Origin of the sequence: Pseudomonas sp. FGI182 (genome assembly GCF_000511325.1) — a bacterium.
GTDB classification, from domain to species: domain Bacteria; phylum Pseudomonadota; class Gammaproteobacteria; order Pseudomonadales; family Pseudomonadaceae; genus Aquipseudomonas; species Aquipseudomonas putida_Z.
On the sequence record NZ_CP007012.1, the window covers coordinates 5,850,522 to 5,869,192 of the forward strand.

The 18,671-nt window shown below is 61.6% G+C and carries 17 protein-coding genes; 9 read left to right on the forward strand and 8 right to left on the reverse strand.

The window, feature by feature from the left end:
• Window positions 1-214: 214 nt before the first annotated feature.
• Window positions 215-1,081 (reverse strand): transcriptional regulator HexR, encoded by an 867-nt coding sequence (gene hexR / locus C163_RS25780; protein ID WP_011536461.1) that lies wholly within the window; start codon window positions 1,079-1,081, stop codon window positions 215-217.
• Between the two features lie 103 nt (window positions 1,082-1,184).
• On the opposite strand from hexR, the gene zwf reads away from it, so the two are divergent.
• The 5 genes from zwf (at window position 1,185) to C163_RS25805 (ending at window position 6,979) form a co-directional block, all read left to right on the forward strand.
• Window positions 1,185-2,627 (forward strand): glucose-6-phosphate dehydrogenase, encoded by a 1,443-nt coding sequence (zwf, locus tag C163_RS25785; RefSeq protein WP_025341145.1) that lies wholly within the window; start codon window positions 1,185-1,187, stop codon window positions 2,625-2,627.
• 88 nt (window positions 2,628-2,715) lie between these two features.
• Window positions 2,716-3,030: a hypothetical protein gene (locus C163_RS25790; protein ID WP_025341146.1), complete on the forward strand. Its 315-nt coding sequence runs from the start codon at window positions 2,716-2,718 to the stop codon at window positions 3,028-3,030.
• Between the two features lie 130 nt (window positions 3,031-3,160).
• A complete protein-coding gene (gene uvrD / locus C163_RS25795) occupies window positions 3,161-5,347 on the forward strand; it encodes a DNA helicase II (RefSeq protein WP_025341147.1) in 2,187 nt (728 codons plus the stop codon).
• A 255-nt stretch (window positions 5,348-5,602) separates the two neighbouring features.
• Window positions 5,603-6,457 (forward strand): Tim44 domain-containing protein, encoded by an 855-nt coding sequence (locus C163_RS25800; RefSeq protein ID WP_025341148.1) that lies wholly within the window; start codon window positions 5,603-5,605, stop codon window positions 6,455-6,457.
• 114 nt (window positions 6,458-6,571) lie between these two features.
• The gene (locus tag C163_RS25805; protein WP_025341149.1) at window positions 6,572-6,979 is read left to right on the forward strand and encodes an SMI1/KNR4 family protein; all 408 of its coding nucleotides are present in this window, start codon (window positions 6,572-6,574) and stop codon (window positions 6,977-6,979) included.
• A 262-nt stretch (window positions 6,980-7,241) separates the two neighbouring features.
• On the opposite strand, the gene C163_RS25810 is transcribed toward C163_RS25805, so the two are convergent.
• On the reverse strand, window positions 7,242-9,002 hold the full coding sequence (locus C163_RS25810; RefSeq protein ID WP_025341150.1) for a cation:proton antiporter: 1,761 nt from the start codon (window positions 9,000-9,002) through the stop codon (window positions 7,242-7,244).
• Window positions 9,003-9,345: 343 nt separating this feature from the next.
• Between C163_RS25810 and C163_RS25815 the strand changes: the two genes are divergently transcribed.
• Window positions 9,346-9,831 (forward strand): acyl-CoA thioesterase, encoded by a 486-nt coding sequence (locus tag C163_RS25815; RefSeq protein WP_003260046.1) that lies wholly within the window; start codon window positions 9,346-9,348, stop codon window positions 9,829-9,831.
• Here C163_RS25815 and pdxY read toward each other — a convergent pair.
• Window positions 9,828-10,700, reverse strand: coding sequence for a pyridoxal kinase PdxY (gene pdxY, locus C163_RS25820; RefSeq protein ID WP_025341151.1), 873 nt, complete (start codon window positions 10,698-10,700; stop codon window positions 9,828-9,830). The genes C163_RS25815 and pdxY overlap by 4 nt on opposite strands.
• 120 nt (window positions 10,701-10,820) lie before the next feature.
• Between pdxY and C163_RS25825 the strand changes: the two genes are divergently transcribed.
• Entirely contained in the window at window positions 10,821-11,213 is a 393-nt protein-coding gene (locus C163_RS25825) for a DUF3301 domain-containing protein (protein ID WP_015272369.1), read from the forward strand.
• Here C163_RS25825 and C163_RS25830 read toward each other — a convergent pair whose 3' ends face one another.
• The 3 genes from C163_RS25830 to zigA are packed head-to-tail and all read right to left on the reverse strand — an operon-like array spanning window position 11,214 to window position 14,057.
• Window positions 11,214-12,185 carry a GTP-binding protein gene (locus C163_RS25830; protein WP_025341152.1) on the reverse strand — a complete coding sequence of 324 codons (972 nt, stop codon included), beginning with the start codon at window positions 12,183-12,185 and terminating at the stop codon, window positions 11,214-11,216.
• 40 nt (window positions 12,186-12,225) lie between these two features.
• On the reverse strand, window positions 12,226-12,852 hold the full coding sequence (locus tag C163_RS25835; RefSeq protein ID WP_025341153.1) for a DUF1826 domain-containing protein: 627 nt from the start codon (window positions 12,850-12,852) through the stop codon (window positions 12,226-12,228).
• A complete protein-coding gene (gene zigA, locus C163_RS25840; RefSeq protein WP_025341154.1) occupies window positions 12,849-14,057 on the reverse strand; it encodes a zinc metallochaperone GTPase ZigA in 1,209 nt (402 codons plus the stop codon). Before zigA ends, C163_RS25835 begins: the two co-directional genes overlap by 4 nt.
• A 202-nt stretch (window positions 14,058-14,259) precedes the next feature.
• Between zigA and folE2 the strand changes: the two genes are divergently transcribed.
• Window positions 14,260-15,165 carry a GTP cyclohydrolase FolE2 gene (gene folE2 / locus C163_RS25845; protein WP_025341155.1) on the forward strand — a complete coding sequence of 302 codons (906 nt, stop codon included), beginning with the start codon at window positions 14,260-14,262 and terminating at the stop codon, window positions 15,163-15,165.
• Here the strand turns inward: folE2 and C163_RS25850 are convergent.
• A complete protein-coding gene (locus tag C163_RS25850) occupies window positions 15,149-15,676 on the reverse strand; it encodes a DUF3617 domain-containing protein (protein ID WP_015272374.1) in 528 nt (175 codons plus the stop codon). The two genes, folE2 and C163_RS25850, sit on opposite strands and share 17 nt — an antisense overlap.
• Window positions 15,677-15,807: 131 nt before the next feature.
• Here C163_RS25850 and cls point away from each other — a divergent pair, with 131 nt between their 5' ends.
• Window positions 15,808-17,247 (forward strand): cardiolipin synthase, encoded by a 1,440-nt coding sequence (gene cls, locus C163_RS25855; protein WP_025341156.1) that lies wholly within the window; start codon window positions 15,808-15,810, stop codon window positions 17,245-17,247.
• Window positions 17,248-17,388: 141 nt separating this feature from the next.
• Here cls and cfaB read toward each other — a convergent pair whose 3' ends face one another.
• Window positions 17,389-18,573 carry a C17 cyclopropane fatty acid synthase CfaB gene (gene cfaB, locus C163_RS25860; protein ID WP_025341157.1) on the reverse strand — a complete coding sequence of 395 codons (1,185 nt, stop codon included), beginning with the start codon at window positions 18,571-18,573 and terminating at the stop codon, window positions 17,389-17,391.
• Between the last annotated feature and the right edge of the window lie 98 nt (window positions 18,574-18,671).

Sequence of the window (18,671 nt, forward strand, 5' to 3'; positions counted from 1 at the left end):
CCTGTCTCCCAGATAGGATGCGGGAGTTTCAGACTGGCTTGAGTGGTTTACGGTTTGGCTGTGGAATGGTGACAAAACAGTGAAATTTATAGCACCTGTGCTGGCCCTATCGCCGGCAAGCCAGCTCCCACAGGTACTCCACAGGACTCGAGGCCTGTGGTGACTGTGTGGGAGCCCGGCTTGCCGGCGATAGGGCCAGCACAGGCAATGCAGATCAGTCGTCGGTAGCCTTGATCGACTTGGGCGACAAGCGCAGGCTGCGCAAGCTGCGCTTCACGCTCTTCAGGTGGTTGACCAGGCTAGGCCCGCGCGCCATGGCCACGCCCATGGCCAGCACGTCGATCACCACCAGGTGGGCGATACGCGAGGTCAGCGGGGTGTAGATTTCGGTGTCTTCATGCACGTCGATCGCCAGGTTGACCGTCGACAGCTCCGCCAGCGGTGTCTGGCTTGGGCACAGGGTAATCAGGTTGGCACCGCTCTCACGGACCAGGTTGGCGGTGATCAGCAGGTCCTTGGAACGGCCCGACTGGGAAATGCATACCGCCACATCACCCGGCTTCAGGGTCACCGCCGACATCGCCTGCATGTGCGGGTCGGAATAGGCTGCCGCGCTGAGCAGCAGGCGGAAGAACTTGTGCTGGGCATCGGCCGCTACCGCACCGGAGGCGCCAAAGCCATAGAACTCCACACGCTGCGCCTGGGCCATGGCGGTCACCGCCTGCTGCAGCGCCTGCGGGTCGAGGTGCTCGCGCACTTCCATCAGGGTGTGCAGCGTGGTGTCGAAGATCTTCAGACTGTAGTCGGCGACCGAGTCGTCTTCATGGATGGCGAACTGGCCGAAACTGGCCCCCGCAGCCAGGCTCTGCGCCAGCTTCAGCTTCAGGTCCTGGAAGCCCGAGCAACCGATCGCGCGGCAGAAACGCACGATGGTCGGTTCGCTGATACCCACGCTGTGCGCCAGGTCGGCCATGGAGCTGTGCATGACGGCAGCCGGGTCGAGTAGCACGTGGTCGGCTACTTTGAGTTCCGATTTGCGCAGCAGGTGGCGCGATTGGGCGATATGTTGCAACAGATTCACAGGCTGGACTCGGTTATGATCGGCTGGCCGGGTTGTAGCTATCTTGTAGTTATACTACATGGACGCCAACCCGCCCAGTTAAACGAACGTGGAGAGTGGTGGTTTGACTATTCCTTGCGACATTCTGGTCTTCGGCGGCACCGGCGATCTGGCCCTGCACAAACTGCTTCCGGCGCTCTACCACCTGTTTCGCGAGGCCCGTCTGAACAACGCCGTGCGCATCATCGCGCTGGCACGACGCAACTTGCCACGTAACGATTATCTCAAGCTCGCCGAACGCCATTGCCGGGCTCAAATTGCCCGCAACGACTTCGACGAAGAGGTCTGGCAGCGGTTTTCCGCGCGGGTCGACTATTTCGCCATGGATGCTTCGCAAAGCGCCGACTTCGGCCGCCTGGCGCGCTACCTGGGCGAACCCGGCGGCTTGACGCGCATCTTCTACCTGGCCACCGCCCCCAACCTGTTCGTGCCGATTGCCAAGCACCTGCGTAACGCCGGCCTGGCCGACGCCGAAGCACGCATCGTGCTGGAAAAGCCGATCGGCCACTCGCTGGAATCGGCTACCGCCATCAACGAAGCGATTGGCGCAGTGCTGGAGGAAAACCAGGTATTTCGCATCGACCACTACCTGGGCAAGGAAACCGTGCAGAACCTGATGGCCCTGCGTTTTGCCAACGCCCTGCTGGAGCCGGTGTGGCGCAACAACCAGGTCGACCACGTGCAGATCAGCGTTTGCGAGACCCTGGGGGTAGAGAACCGCGGCGCCTACTACGACCGCGCCGGGGCGACCCGCGACATGTTGCAGAACCACCTGCTTCAGCTGCTATGCCTGGTGGCCATGGAGCCCCCCGCGCAGTTCGAGGCCGAAGCGGTGCGTGACGAGAAGGTGAAGATCTTGCGGGCCCTCAAGCCCATCACTGGCCAGGACGTGCAGGACAAGACCGTACGTGGCCAGTATGGCGCCGGGCGCATCGGCGGCCAGGAAGTGCCGGCTTATTACTTCGAAAAAGACGTCGACAACGACAGCGACACCGAAACCTTCATCGCCATCGAGGCGCACATCGACAATTGGCGCTGGGCGGGCGTGCCCTTCTACCTGCGTACCGGCAAGCGCATGGCACGGCGCTCATCGCAGATCGTCATCCAGTTCAAGCCGGTGCCGCACGAGCTTTTCAATGGCGGCCAGGTCAACCAGCTGCTGATCCAGCTGCAACCGGACGAACGCATCAGCCTGCGCATGATGACCAAGAGCCCGGGCAAGGGCATGCGCCTGGAACCTGTGGACCTGGACCTTAACCTGGCCCAGGTGTTCAGCCAGACCCGCCGCTGGGACGCCTACGAGCGCCTGCTGCTGGATGTGCTGGAGGGCGACTCGACGCTGTTCATGCGCCGCGATGAAGTGGAAGCGGCCTGGGCCTGGATCGACCCGATCATCAAGGGCTGTGAAGAGCACTTCCAGGCACCGCGACCGTACCCGGCAGGCAGTAACGGGCCTGAGCAAGCCAACAGCCTGCTGGCCAGGCACGGCAGGCACTGGCATAGCTGAAGCACTGCCCTGCTCCCGCGGCAGGCGAAAGGGCAGAAAGTAGCCCCGGCGCGCTGGCGCTACTTTCAACCCGAGACAGGAGCAGACAATGGCTACTATCACCAACCTCGTTGCAATCAACGACATCGCCCACGGCAAGCAGGTTTTCAGGGTTCATGGCACCGTTACGGTCGCCTCTCCGGCCATCGAACCGGTGCTGGTCGAACCCAAGGTGCGCCACAGGGGTGGCTGGGAAGTGCTGGAGCTTCAACTTCTGGATAGCGGCGCAATCACCCCGCAGGTGCTGACCGAAAAAGCCGTGGTTTTCGAACGTGCAGGCGGCACTGGCTGGAAAACCGTGGAGATCATCCATGCCGACGGTTCGCAGCGCTGCGAAATTCGCACCATCGAGGCGATTGACTGAACCGCTGCCTGCCAGGCCGCCCGAGCGGTGGCCTGGCACCTGCCATCGGCTCGATAAACGGGCATGCGGCAGGTGAATATTTATACAGTAGAGGTTTGCCCCATTTCCTGCCGCGCCCTAGAATGGCCCGATGCGCACAGACGACCTCTCCCTCCTGCTGAATTCCCTCAACGATGCCCAACGCCAGGCCGTAGCGGCCACGCTCGGGCGTCAACTGGTGCTTGCTGGCGCCGGTTCCGGTAAAACCCGCGTGCTGGTGCACCGCATTGCCTGGCTGATCCAGGTGGAGCAGGCATCGCCGCACTCGATCCTGTCGGTGACCTTCACCAACAAGGCCGCGGCAGAAATGCGCCAGCGGATCGAGCAACTGCTGGGCATCAACCCGGCGGGCATGTGGGTCGGCACCTTCCACGGCCTGGCCCACCGCTTGCTCCGGGCCCACTGGCAGGAAGCACGGCTGGTGCAGAACTTCCAGATCCTCGACAGCGACGACCAGCAGCGCCTGATCAAGCGGGTGATGCGCGAGCTGGGCCTGGACGAGCAGAAATGGCCGGCACGCCAGGCCCAGTGGTTCATCAACGGGCAGAAGGACGAAGGCCTGCGCCCACAGCATATCCAGGCCGGGGGCGACCTGTTCCTGTCGACCATGCGCGACGTCTATACCGCCTACGAGCAAGCCTGCGAGCGCGCCGGGGTCATCGACTTCTCCGAGCTGCTGCTGCGCGCCCTGGACCTGTGGCGCGACCACCCGGGCCTGCTGGAGCACTACCAGCGGCGCTTCCGCCACGTGCTGGTGGACGAGTTCCAGGATACCAACGCCGTGCAGTACGCCTGGCTGCGCCTGCTGGCGCGCGGCGGTGACAGCCTGATGGCGGTGGGCGATGACGACCAGTCGATCTACGGCTGGCGCGGTGCCAAGATCGAGAACATTCACCAGTACACTGCCGACTTCCCCGACGCCGAGATGATCCGCCTGGAGCAGAACTACCGCTCCACTGGCGGCATCCTCAAGGCAGCGAACGCGCTGATCGCCAACAACAGCGGGCGCCTGGGCAAGGAGCTGTGGACCGACATGGGCGAAGGCGAACCGCTGACCCTGTATGCGGCCTACAACGAGCACGACGAAGCCCGCTACGTGGTGGAAACCATCGAGAGCCTGGTCAAGCAGGGCAATGCGCGCAACGAGATCGCCATTCTGTACCGCTCCAACGCCCAGTCGCGGGTGCTGGAAGAAGCCCTGCTGCGCGAACGCATCCCGTACCGCATCTACGGTGGCCAGCGCTTCTTCGAGCGCGCCGAAATCAAGAACGCCATGGCTTACCTGCGGCTGATCGAAGGCCGTGGCAACGATGCAGCCCTGGAGCGGGTGATCAACGTGCCGCCACGTGGCATTGGCGAAAAAACCGTCGAAGCCATCCGCGAGCACGCCCGCCACAGCCAGGTGTCGATGTGGGAGGCCATGTGCCAGCTGCTCGCCGCCAAAGCCCTGAAAGGCCGCGCGGCCAGTGCCCTGGGTGCGTTCATCGAGCTGATCGAGGGGTTGGCGGCGAAGGTCGTGGACATGCCACTGCATACCATGACCCAGACCACCATCGAGCAGTCCGGGCTGATCATCTATCACCAGGAAGAAAAGGGTGAGAAGGGCCAGGCACGGGTAGAAAACCTTGAGGAACTGGTCAGCGCAGCGCGCAACTTCGAGTCCACCGAAGAAGACGCCGACCTCTCGCCACTCTCGGCGTTCCTCGGCCACGCCTCGCTCGAGGCAGGCGATGCCCAGGCCGACGAGCATGAAGACAGCGTCCAGCTGATGACCTTGCACAGCGCCAAGGGCCTGGAGTTCCCGTATGTGTTCCTGGTGGGCATGGAAGAAGGCCTGTTCCCGCACAAGATGAGCCTGGAAGAGCCTGGCCGCCTGGAAGAGGAACGCCGCCTGGCTTATGTGGGCATCACCCGCGCCATGCGCCAGCTGGTCATGACCTACGCCGAAACGCGTCGCCTGTATGGCAGCGAGACCTACAACAAGGTGTCACGTTTCGTACGCGAAATTCCGGCAGGCCTGGTTCAGGAAGTGCGCCTGTCCAACAGCGTCAGCCGCCCGTTCGGCGGGGCCAAGACGGCCACGAACAGCAACCTGTTCGCCAATGCCAGCATTCCGCAGACCGCGTTCAACCTGGGCCAGCGTGTTCAGCATGCGGTGTTTGGCGAGGGTGTGATCCTCAACTTCGAAGGCTCCGGCGCCCAGGCGCGGGTGCAGGTGAATTTTGCCGAAGGCAGCAAGTGGCTGATGCTGGGGTATGCCAAGCTCGAGGCCATCTAAAAGCCTGCGCAGTCCCTTGTAGGAGCGGCCTTGTGTCGCGATAGGGCCGCAAAGCGGCCCCACAATCATGGCGTTGACACTGATATCTCGGGGCTGCTTCGCAGCCCTATCGCGACACAAGGCCGCTCCTACAGGTCCGTCATAAGCACCTTGTAACATTCAGGCAAAAGCTCGAAACATTATGTCGCTGGTCATGTGCCCGGGAACCTGTGCACCATGACGCGCGTGCAATCCACAACAGGGGATATCCCACTTATGCAACGTTTTCTTAGCATCGCTCTGGCGCTCTGCGTCGGCCTGACGCTGAGCCTGGACGCCAACGCCAAGCGTTTTGGCGGCGGCAAGAGCTCGGGCTCCGCGCCTATTCACCAGACCCGCCAGGCCACGCCAACCACGCCTGCCGCCGCGCCGACCGCACCTGGCCGTGCCGCCCCGGCCACCAGCGGTGCTTCGCGCTGGTTGGGCCCTCTGGCCGGCCTCGCCGCCGGTGGCCTGCTGGCCTCCATGTTCATGGGCGACGGTTTCGAAGGCTTCCAGATCATGGACTTCCTGATCGTGGCGCTCATCGCCTTCCTGGTGTTCCGCTTCATCGCCGCGCGCCGTCGTCAGCAGCAGCCGCAAATGGCCATGCCGGGCCATGCGCCGATGCAGCGTGAAACTCACGCGCAGCCTGCCCAGCCGTCGATCTTCGGTGGTTCGGCCGCACCTGCCGCCGCAGCCGCCCCGGTGATCAACGCCCCGGCCTGGTTCAACGAGCAGAACTTCCTGGCTGCTGCCCGTAACCACTTCCAGGCGCTGCAGCAGCACTGGGACGCCAACGAGATGGACAAGATCGCCGAGTTCGTCACCCCGCAGATGCTCGAGTTCCTCAAGCGCGAGCGCGCCGAACTGGGTGATGGCTTCCAGTCCACCTACATCGACAACCTCGAGGTACAGCTGGACGGTGTCGACGACCGCGCCGACCGTACCGACGCCACCCTGACCTTCCGTGGCGTGTCGAAGAACTCGCGCTTCGACCAGGGTGAAGTGTTCAGCGAAAGCTGGCACATGGTCCGCGCCCAGGGCGAAAACCAGCCTTGGCTGGTGGCCGGTATCCGTCAAAACGGCTAACCGCTGCGTGCTGCACAAAAAACCCCGGGCCTGTCCCGGGGTTTTTGCTTTTGCCAGAGTGGCCTACTAGGGTATAACGCGCAGCGTTGTCATCTAGGTCAGAGGAAGTGAACCGTGGAAGAAGTGATCGAACAACTCCGTGAAGCCAACGAGCCAGTGCCGGTGCCCCTTGAGCTTCCCGACGAGGACCAGTTGGTCGAGATCGAAGAAGAGCTGTTCATCAACATTCCGTTCGTGTTCAAAGAGTTCCTGCTGACCGTCAGTGACGTGGTGTATGGCTCACTGGAGCCGGTGACCGTTACCGACCCACAGTCGCATACCTACCTGCCAGAAGTCGCCGCCAACGCCTGGGATGCCGGCGTACCACGTGACCTGATTCCACTGTGCCAGGACGGCGACAACTACTACTGCGTCGAAGAGGATGGCACCGTGGTGCTGTGGGATGCCGAAGAGGAAATCGTCGGTGAAGACAGCTGGGAATCGGTGTGGCACTGGGCGCGGGATGTCTGGCTGGAGAGCTGATTTCGATCTCTGATCTGGTGCTGCTTGTGCCGGCCTCTTCGCGGGTAAACCCGCTCCCACAGGTATTGCACAGGTGCTGATCATTGTGCAGTACCTGTGGGAGCGGGTTTACCCGCGAAGAGGCCGGCCCAGAAATGGGAAACTTATGGCCTAGTGCCACCAGTATAGTTAATATCGCCAGGCTTTCTGCGCCTGGCGACATCGCTACCGCTCCATCCCCTCGGACGACGGTGAAATCTTGCGCAGGGAGCATTTGCCCTCTTCAGTGCGTATTCTCGCGGCTGTTCTCCAGCGTCTCCAGCAAGGCAATCTGCATGCGCGTATGCACGCGGATAAACCAGCGCCACAGCAAGGCCACCACCACCGCAGCCACCACGGCAATCACCAGCAGCAGCTCGCTGGTGGGCAGAATGCTCGCCGACAGCGCCGACAGCAGCAGGAAAATCACCAGCAGCGACAACAGCGGGATCACCTCGGCAATCACACGGCGCACGCGCTGGGTATGCCGCCCGGCCGTTTCCGGCTTGACGCCCATCTCTGCCAGTAGCATCGACAGCGCCTTGAGCTTTCGATAGGCGGCAATCAGGAATGGCAGCGACAGCAATAGCGCTGCGCCCCAGATCAGCGCTTTCTGTTGGCTGGCATCGCTGACCCACTCGCTGAGCCAGTTGCCGATCCGCCCGGCGAAATAGCCACCACTGAAGAAGATGGCGATCACCAGCGCCAGGTTCACCCCAACCTGCAACAGGATGCGCCGGATCATCGCCGCGAGCATGGCGCCCTCGCCCTGCGGCTGGATGCTGCGCAACCATTCGCCATACAACGACAGCACCCGCGCCAGGCGGCTGGGCACCACCTTGCCCAGCTTGAGTGACAGCGGGTCGGCGGCACGGATCAGGTAGGGTGTCAGCAGCGTGGTGATTGCCGATACCGCCACAGCCACCGGGTAGAGGAAGTTGCTGGTCACCTGCAGGGTCATGCCCAGCGCGGCGATGATGAAGGAAAACTCGCCAATCTGCGAAAGCCCCATGCCCACCCGCAGCGATGTGCGCCCGTCATTTCCGGCAATGAACGCGCCCATGCCGCACGACAACATCTTACCCAACACCACCGCCAGGGTAATGACCACGATCGGCCAGGCGTAGTCGATCAGCACCTGGGGGTCGATCATCAGGCCGATGGCGACGAAGAAGATGGCACTGAACAGGTCGCGTACCGGTTCGATCAGGCTCTCGATCTTCAGCAACTGGCGCGATTCGGCCATGATCGCGCCAATCAGGAAGGCGCCAAGCACCATGCTGTACTCGAGCTTCACCACCAGAAGGCAGAAGCCGAAGCACAAGCCCAATACGGTTATCAGCAGCATCTCGTTGCTTTCGAACCTGGCCACGTAGGCCAGCAGTCGCGGCACCAGCAGAATGCCGATGACCAGCGCAACGATCATGAACAGCGACAGCTTGCCGACAGTGGAGAACACCTCGCCCGAGCTGACCGTGCCGCTGACGGCGATGCCCGACAGCAGGGCGATGATGCCGATTCCGAGGATGTCCTCGACGATCAGCACGCCGAATATCAGCTGGGCGAAACGCTCGTTCTTCATCTTCAGGTCGTTGAGCGCCTTGACGATGATGGTGGTCGAGGAAATCGCCAGGATGGCGCCGAGGAACAGCGAATCCATGGTGTTCCAGCCGAACCAGCGGCCGATCTCGAAGCCGATCCAGATCATCAGCACGATTTCCAGGAACGCCGCGATGAACGCCGTGGCGCCTACCTTGAACAGCTTGCGCAGGCTGAATTCGAGCCCCAGGCAGAACATCAGGAAGATCACCCCCAGCTCGGCGAGGGTCTTGATGGTGTCTTCGTCGTGGATCAGGCCGAACGGTGGGGTGTGCGGGCCGATGATGAAGCCGGCGACGATGTAGCCCAGCACCACAGGCTGCTTGAGGCGGTGAAAGAGAATGGTGACCACGCCAGCAACCAGCATGATGACTGCCAGGTCCTGGATGAAGCTGATGGCATGCATGGCGTGATACTCCTTTTCTCGTCCGTTGCTGGATGCCTGGGCAGACCGCTCCTCTGCCAAGGCAACCCTGAGCGAGCAGCAAGTACATACTGTTTTGAATGCAGGAAAAGCCCATGTTGCATGGGTGTAGTCAGGTTAACATCGCACCCCGCCGCAAAAAGGCGGTGCAATATGCAGAAACAGATCGGCTGGAAAAGCGCCGCTGATGGCATGATCGGCGTGACGATGGAGCGTCAGCCAACGTCCCGTACCAGGAAGGCAAATTCAAAAGAGGGGAACAGAAGTGTCTGCAGATAATGCCCCCCATTCGCCCGATTCAGCGCAACCTCACCGTGAGCACACTATGGAACCTGGAAACGCCCAGCTGAGCATGACCGTCCTGATGACCCCGGACATGGCCAACTTTTCTGGCAACGTACATGGCGGCACCCTGCTCAAGTACCTCGACGAAGTGGCCTATGCGTGCGCCAGCCGCTATGCCGGCAGCTATGTAGTCACCCTGTCGGTCGACCAGGTGATCTTCCGCGAGCCGGTGCACGTGGGTGAACTTGTGACCTTCCTGGCGTCGGTCAATTACACCGGCAACACCTCGATGGAGGTGGGCATCAAGGTGGTGACCGAGAACATCCGCGAGCGCTCGGTGCGCCATTCCAACAGCTGCTTCTTCACCATGGTCGCGGTCGACGACAACCGTCGCCCGGTGCAGGTACCGCCGCGCCAGCCGCAAAGCAGTGAAGAAAAGCGCCGCTTCCTGCAGGGCCAGCAGCGCCGACAGATCCGCCAGGAGCTGGAAAAGCGCTACCAGGACCTGAAAACCGACGCGATTTAAAGCGCCAGCGGCTGTGCCTCGAAGCGCACCCTTGGATGCGCAATGCGGTCCTGGGCCCGCACCAGCTGCAGTTCATAGCTGGAGCAGGCCTGGGTTTCGAGCAGCACTTCGTGTACGGCCGCAGCGGTGAATTCGAACGCCTGCACCCAGCTGTCGCCGAGCAGAACGCGGGCCAGGAACAGGCCTGAGGTCAGGTCACCCACCCCTACCGGCTGCCGCGGGAACGCCAGCAGCGGGCGGCGCAGGTGCCAGCTTTGCTCGGCAGTCACCAGCAGCATCTCGAACTGGTCCTCGGCACGCCCGGGGTAGGCCAGGTGCTTGACCAGCACCACCTGCGGCCCGCGCTGCAACAGGCTGCGCGCCATGTTCACGCAGTCCTCCAGCGACTGCGCTCGGCTGCCACAGAAGCTGTCCAGTTCCAGCTGGTTGGGGCACAGGATGTCAGCCCTGGCAGCCGCCTCGTCGAGCAGGAACTCGCTGACTTCCGCTGGCACAATGCAGCCCTTCTCAGGGTGCCCCATGACCGGGTCGCAAAGGTACAAAGCCTTTGGGTTGACTGCCTTGATGCGCTCGACGCCGGCCAGAATCGCCCGACCTTGTTCGGCGCTGCCCAGGTAACCGGACAGCACCGCGTCGCAATGGCCCAGCTCGCCGATGTTGGAAATGCCTTCCACCAACGCAGGAATTTGCGCGGGGGCAAGCACTTCACCCGCCCACTGGCCATACTGTGTGTGATTGGAGAACTGCACGGTATTGAGCGGCCACACATTGACCCCGATACGCTGCATGGGAAACACCGCGGCGCTGTTGCCGGCGTGGCCGAACACCACGTGGGACTGGATGGCGAGCAGGTGCGGGGTACGTTTCATGCGGGAGGTTTCCAAAGCTGTTTCAGGGATTGTGCGCAACGCAGTATGAACTCGATTGCCACCTGTACGACAGGCCAGGGACGCAGTTAAGCTGGATCGACCTGTTTGGAGCATACGCAAATGTTGACCCTGGAAAACCTCTTCGTCCTGATGCTGGTCGCCACGGCAGGCGCCTGGTTGTGGCACAACCACGGGTTGCGCGAGAAAGCCCTGGAACGGGTCAAACAGCATTGCGCCAAGCTCGACCTCGAACTGCTCGACGACGCGGTCGCTCTCAAGCGTATCGCCTTTGTCCGTGACGCCAACGGCCGCAAGCGCCTGGCGCGCGTCTACGCCTTCGAGTTCACCGTCACGGGCGAACAGCGCCACCCCGGTACCGTGACCCAGTTCGGCGCCCACAGCGTGCAGATTGAACTGGCGCCCTACCCGTTCGAGATCAAGACCCCACCACGCACCGACAATGTCATCGAGATGCAGCAGTGGCGCCAGGAGCACAACCGCTGGCGCAACTGATCAGCTGACACGACATTCGCTCAACCCGGCCTGCAGCGCGGATTGCGATTGCGGCTGGTCGAAAATCAGCTCGATACGCGTATCCCTGCGCCAGTCGCTTGGCTGCCAGGCAGGCATGTCCCCATTCAGGCCATTGAATGATTGCCAGCCCTCCACGCTGTGGATAACCCCCTTCGCGCGCCGCCACGGCCAAGCCCGCAAGAACGCCTGCAGCCGCTGTGGATAAAACTGCTGGCCAGGGTGCCAGCGCCAGCCGATGCTCCAACCTCCCTCCCCCTGCTGGGCAAGACAGATAGGCTGCCCGGGATCTGCCCATAGCGCTGCCGGTGGATTTACAAGATTGTCGACAATCCTGTTATCCACAACCGAGCTGTCGACAATGCCATTGGTTATAGCCGGAAGGTCCGACAAGGGCAACCTACCCTGGACGGTCCAGAAGATTTTTTTTCCATAAAATTTATTAGTTATCAACAACTTAGTTATTTCATCCACAGCCTCTGATTTGTTCAAGACAACGCTTTCAGCAGCATCGAACGCCTGCTGTTGAGCCTCCGGAAGCTGCTCGTTCCGGACCATCGACTGCGCGTCCACGACCATCAGCAATGGCTGTATTGTCAGCACTCCAGCCCAAGGGGCTTTTTGCAACTGAGCGAGCAACTGCAAGGGATGACCCAGCCCGGACGGCTCGATGAACAGCCGGTCAGGGCGGGATTTGCGCAGCAGTCGGCCCAGGCCCACCTGAAACGGCATGCCATTGACGCAGCACAGGCAGCCACCTGCGACCTCGCCGATGGCGATGCCGTCTTCGTCACGGCTGAGCAAGGCCGCATCCAGGCCTACCAGGCCGAATTCGTTGATCAATACCGCCCAGCGCTCATTGGCGGGGCGCTGGGCCAGCAGGTGACGGATCAGGGTGGTCTTGCCGGCCCCCAGCGGGCCGGCAATCACGTGGGTGGGAATGTTCTGCAGCATGGGGCGGCTTCGGGCGATGGGGATGCCTCACTATGCGCTGTCAGGCCAGCCAGTCAAGGCTGAGCAGCAGGCGCCCCAGCTGCCCCGAAGGCGAGCGGTGCACCAGACCCGCGCCTTCGTTGCCCTGCCACTTCTCACCTTTGAGCACAGCCACATCGCCAGCTTGCAGGTGCTGAACGTTATCCACAGGGAGTACTGCTGTGTGTAAGTTGCCACGAGGGCTCGCGTCCTCTTTCAACCACTCGCTACCTGGGCCTGCGTAGGTAGTGAGCAGACGCAGCGGAACGTTATCCACATGGAAGCGCGGGCACATCGGGCCTGTCAGTACCCGCAGGCGCAAACCTACCCGCTGCGCACCCACCAGGCAGGTATAGGCCGCCACCAGCCAGGCCACATCCGCCACGAATGCCTCATAGCCGTGCAAGTCGGCCGCTTCGCGCAAGAGTTCGGTGAATACCGGCATGTGCTGCTCGTCCACATCGATGACGCGCTGGTCTGCCAAGGGCTGGCCGAGGCTGACTACCAGCGCGGCAAAGTCCTCCAGTTGTGGCGGCAAGCGTCGGCGCCATACCGCCAGGTTCACGCCATCCTGCAGCACATCGGTCAGCACCTGCGGTGTCTCGCCAAATACCTGAAAAATATCCACAGGCTTGCGTGCCGGATTCATGCTGCCGCCTCCTCATGCCATGGACCGAACGGATCGGGCAGGCGCAACCAGCCCATGTGCCCCAATTCCATTTCCTGATCGGTCAAAAGGCATGCATCGAGTGCTGTGGATAATTTTTCGAAGTCAATATTCTGCCCGATGAACACCAGTTCCTGGCGGCAGTCACCGCTCTCGGCAACCCAGTTCTTCAAGATCGCGGCGGTGTTATCCACATCCTGTGGCCACTGCTCGCGGGGCACGAAACGCCACCAGCGGCCCGCCAGGCCATGGCGCATCATGCCGCCTGCCTGCGACCAGCTGCCGGCCTCCTGGTATTTGCTGGCCAGCCAGAAAAAACCTTTCGAACGCAGCAGTCGGCCATTGCTCCAGGGCGTGTGGATAAAGTCGAAAAAGCGCTGTGGATGAAAGGGGCGCCGGGCCTGCCAGGTGGTGGCGGCAATGCCGTACTCTTCGGTTTCCGGCACATGCTCGCCGCGCAACTCTTGCAGCCAGCCCGGTGCCTGGGCGGCCTGGTCGAAGTCGAACAGACCGGTATCGAGGATGCGTTCCAGCGGTACCTGGCCCATGACCATGGGCACGATCTGCGCCCGGGCATTGAGGCTGCGCAGAATGGCTATAAGCTCTTCGCGTTCGTGCTGGCTGATCAGGTCGATCTTGCTCAGCAACAGTACATCGGCGAACTCGACCTGCTCGATCAGCAAGTCACTGATCGAGCGCTCGTCTTCCTCACCCAGGGTTTCGCCACGGCTGGCCAGGCTGTCTGCTGCCTGGTAATCACGCAGGAAGTTCAGGCCATCGACCACAGTGACCATGGTGTCCAGACGCGCCATGTCGGACAGGCTGCGGCCCTGTTCGTCGCGGAAGGTGAAGGTCTCGGCCACCGGTAGTGGCTCCGAGATCCCCGTGGACTCGATCAGCAAATAATCGAAACGCCCTTCTTCGGCCAGCCGCGCCACTTCCTCGAGCAGGTCTTCACGCAGCGTGCAGCAGATGCAGCCATTGCTCATCTCCACCAGCTTCTCCTCGGCACGGTTGAGGCTTACGTTGCGCTGCACCTCGCTGGCATCGATGTTGATTTCGCTCATGTCATTGACGATGACCGCAACCCGCAGGTTGTCGCGGTTACGCAGCACATGGTTGAGCAAGGTGCTCTTGCCGGCGCCAAGGAAGCCGGACAGCACGGTGACAGGGAGACGGTTGGACATGGCGAAACCTCTTCAGGCGAGCGCATTCGAAACGATGCATTGCACAATGTTATAAAGTAACAATACAATTTCGCCAAGTCGTTCGTGACGAACGAGTACCCACCGGGAGGACAAATGAACCCGCCACGTGCCAGGGTACCCCTCCCGGCATTGCAGCTTGATCGGTGGTGGCCGCTGATCTCCCTTTTGTTTGGAATAGCAGATGACTCAGCTCAAGCTCCCCGACATTGCCGCACAAACCCATGAATACGCCTTGCCTTTGAACTGGGTGGGTATGTGCGGGATCGCCCAACCTGTGCAGTTCGAGGGGCGCACAGCAGCTGCCACTGTCGATGCCGGCGTTAGCCTGGTAGACGGCAGCGCACGCGGTATCCATATGTCGCGGCTTTATCTCGCCCTGGAGTCGTTGGAGCATCAGCCTCTGACGCCGCTCACCATCCGCCAGCTGCTGGCTGACTTCCTCAGCAGCCACGAAGGCCTTTCTTCAGCCGCCTATCTGCGTTTGCGCTTCGAGCATCTGCTAAAAAGGCCTGCATTGATCAGCCCGCTGGAGGGTTGGAAAAGCTATGCCGTCACAGTCGATGCAAGGATCGAAAATGAAATGTTCCACGTGGAACTATCCGTTTCCATCCCTTACTCCTCGACCTGCCCATGCTCGGCTGCACTTGCACGGCAGCTGATTCAGCAGCAGTTCCAGGCGCATTTCAGCGCCGAGCAGGTCGACAAATCTGCAGTGCTGCAGTGGCTTGGCAGCGCCGAAGGCATCGTAGCGACGCCCCATAGCCAACGTAGTAACGCGCAAATCCAGGTAAGGCTGCGCAGCAATCAGCAGGTTCTGCCAATCACCGAGTTGATCGACCGGATAGAAGCAAGCCTGGGGACGGCGGTGCAGACCGCAGTGAAGCGCGCAGACGAACAAGCCTTTGCCTTGGCCAACGGCCAGAACCTGATGTTCTGCGAAGACGCCGCACGACGCCTGCACAAGGCGCTACGGCAAATGGAATGGAGCACGGCCTTCAAGCTGCGCGTGGAACATGCAGAAAGCCTGCATGCCCACGATGCTGTCGCGACCAGCCAGTGGCAATGGGATGTCAGCTGCGCGGCTTGACCGAGCCGCAGTCATTACCCAACCACACGGCACGGGTGTTCATGCTGCCTTGCTGCTGTACACCCGAGGCGTTGAACGTACCGTTGACCTGGGTGGTGAATTCCCGGTCACTGAGGAATGTCGCCTGGCCACTGCCCTGCGCTTTGGGGCAGCTGAACTGAAATTTCCACACATTGCCGGTGCGGTCGGTGATCTTCTGGGTACACCCTGACTTCGGGTCCTGCAGCGGGATATCGTTGGTTGCCACCTGTTCTGGCGTCAGGCACGAGCGCACCCCCTTACCCCCAACAGTCACTCCCTGCTTGGCCAGCACCCCTTCCATCATCGCGCGCTGCTCTGGCGGCAGGTTCTTCAACTGACCGAGCATGAACTCCATGTCGGGTAACGGCTTGCCATCGACCTGCATGTTGCTGGTGGTCAGCTCCCACAAACCTGGCTGTAGCATCTGAGCATGCACCAGCGGGCTGCTCACACCTAGGGCCAACGCCAACAGTGGCAGACGAATCTTCATGGACGAACGCTCCTGGAAAAAGCCGGCCAAGCGGGCCGGGCTGAGCCTTAGACGCCAAATCCACCTGCAGGTTGCAAGGCGGACCGGGAACGTGTTCTGTTACTCAAGTGTACTCGGCAAGCAGGATGCATATGGACTACCACAGCCCCTACTTCTTCGGTTACCTACTCGGCCTGGTTCACCTGCTGGGTATCGTCGCCGCACTGCACGCACTGTTCACCGTGCGCACTGCCCAAGGCGCAATCGCCTGGGCCATGCCGTTGTTCTTCATCCCCTACCTCACCCTGATCCCTTACCTGATCTTCGGTGCGCGCTCGTTCTATGCCTACATCAAAGCCCGGCGCCAGGCCAACCAGGAAATGCATGTGGCCATGGCCAACCTCAACTGGCGGCCTTGGGTAGAAGAAGCCCTTACCGCCCGCGAGTCGGAAAGCTATGCGGCGTTGCGCGCCATGCCCAAGCTCGGGCGCATGCCCTGCCTTGCCAATAACGAGGTGAAGCTGCTGATCGATGGCAAGGCAACATTCGATGCAATATTCGCCGCCATCGAAAAAGCCCGCGATGTGGTGTTGGTGCAGTTTTTCATCATCCATGACGACAACCTTGGCAAAGCGCTGCAGCAACTGCTGCTGCGCAAGGCCGCCGAGGGGGTGCAGGTGTTCGTGCTGTATGACCGTGTCGGCAGCCATGCCTTGCCGGCAAGCTACAGCCAGTTGCTGCGCGACGGTGGTGTACAGATTCATGCCTTCGCAACCCGTCGTGGCTGGTTCAACCGCTTCCAGGTGAACTTCCGTAACCACCGCAAGATCGTGGTGGTGGATGGCTTGCTCGGTTTCATCGGCGGGCACAACGTGGGCGATGAGTACCTTGGTGGCCACCCGCAGCTCTCACCTTGGCGCGACACCCATGTGCAGATCAGCGGGCCGGTGCTGGCCTGCCTGCAGGAACCGTTCGCCGAAGACTGGTACTGGGCCACGCGCCAGCTACCACCGCTGATTCTGCCGGATGCCTACCCGGACAACGGCGTGCTGTGCCAAGCCTTGGCCAGCGGCCCGGCCGACCCACAGGAAACCTGCTCGCTGTTCTTCCTTGAGGCGATCCATTCAGCCACCCGGCGCGTGTGGATCACCAGCCCGTACTTCATCCCCGACGAGGCGGTGTTCGCCGCGTTGCGTTTGGCGGTACTGCGTGGGGTCGATGTGCGAGTGCTGATTCCGTCACGCCCAGACCATCGCATCGTCTATGCAGCCTCCAGCCTTTTTGCCTTCGAAGCGGTACGTGCGGGTGTGCGCATGTTCCGCTACCAACCGGGCTTCCTGCATCAGAAGGTGGTGCTGGTGGATGACGATGTCAGCGCGATCGGCAGTGCCAACCTGGACAACCGCTCCTTCCGCCTGAACTTCGAAATCACCCTGCTCACGGTCGACCGCGGCTTCGCTGACCAGGTCGAGGACATGCTGAACAATGACTTTGAACAGGCACGGGAAATTACTGCGGAGGACAGCCGCGATACTCATCGGCTGCAGCAACTGGGGATGCGGATTGCTCGGCTGATTTCGCCGATCCTGTGAAGCTGGATGCGGTCACTGTGGGAGCGGGCGTGCCCGCGAAACAGGCGGCGCAGTGGATGGCACCGGCTTTGCCGGTGTTCGCGGGCTCGCCCGCTCCCACAAAAACTGCGCCAGACAGAATCTCCCACAGCGGTTGCGTTATTAGCGATACAGGTCTTCGCGCGTCCAGGGCAGGTCATGGTGCCCATCGGCGTACGGCTTCACGGCCAGAATCTGATGCAGGTTGATCCAACCCTTCTGGAAGGCATAGGCACACCCCGCCAGGTACAGGCGCCAGATGCGCAAGGTCTTCTCGGGCACCAGCGCCGCCGCTTTGTGCAGCTGGTTCTCCAGGTTCTCGCTCCAGTGGTGCAAGGTCTTGGCGTAGTGCAAACGCAGGCTTTCCACATCTACCACCTCCAGCCCCGCTTCACAGATGCTGGCACTGATCATCGACAGGTGCGGCAGCTCGCCATGGGGGAACACGTAGCGATCGATGAACTCGCCAGCGCCACGCCCGACCGGGCGGCCATCGACATGCTTGGCGGTGATACCGTGATTCATCACCAGCCCCCCTTCCCTCACGGCACCGAACAGCTTCTGGCTATACAGCGCCAGGTTGGCATGCCCCACATGCTCGAACATGCCAACGCTGACAACCTTGTCGAAGCGGCCATCCTGAGGCAGGTCGCGGTAGTCGAGAATCTGCAGGTCGACCTTGTCGGCCAACCCCTCTGCCTTCACCCGCTCGCGACCGAGCTTGAGTTGCTCCTTGCTCAAGGTGATACCGAACACCTTGGCGCCATATTCGCGAGCAGCGAAACGCGCCAGCCCGCCCCATCCGCAGCCGACGTCGAGCAGGTACTCTCCTGCATCCAGGCGCAGCTTGCGGCACAGATGATCGAATTTGTCCTGCTGTGCCTGATCCAGCGTGTTGTCCGGCTCGCGGAAGTAGGCGCACGAGTAGGCCATGTCCTGATCCAGCCATAGCTGGTAGAACGCGTTGGAAACATCGTAATGGTAGGAAATGGCTTCGGCGTCGGTGCTCTTGTCATGGGCCCGGCGCTCCGGTGGAGCGTCGTCCTCATCGGTCAGTAGCGCTTCGCTCAGCTCATCGCATACGCGGATGGCCTCACCAATATCGCCCTCCAGCTCCAGCTTGCCTTCTACGAAAGCTGTGCCCAGCTGGTCCATGCTCGGGTGGCTCAACTGGCTGATCAGCTGTGGCTCCTTGACCAGGATAGTGACCTGCGGGCTAGGCCCCAGATCGAACTGGTTACCGTCCCACAGTTTCAGCCGCAGCGGCAGATGCAGGCTCTGCAGTGCCGGTGGAAGTTGCGCAAGCATGAACGACCCTCCTGTCCGTATTTGGCCACGACGCCTGATATTTCGAACGTCGCCGGATCAGAGTAGTTCATTCGTGGGATGTTTCCTCTAAACGAGAC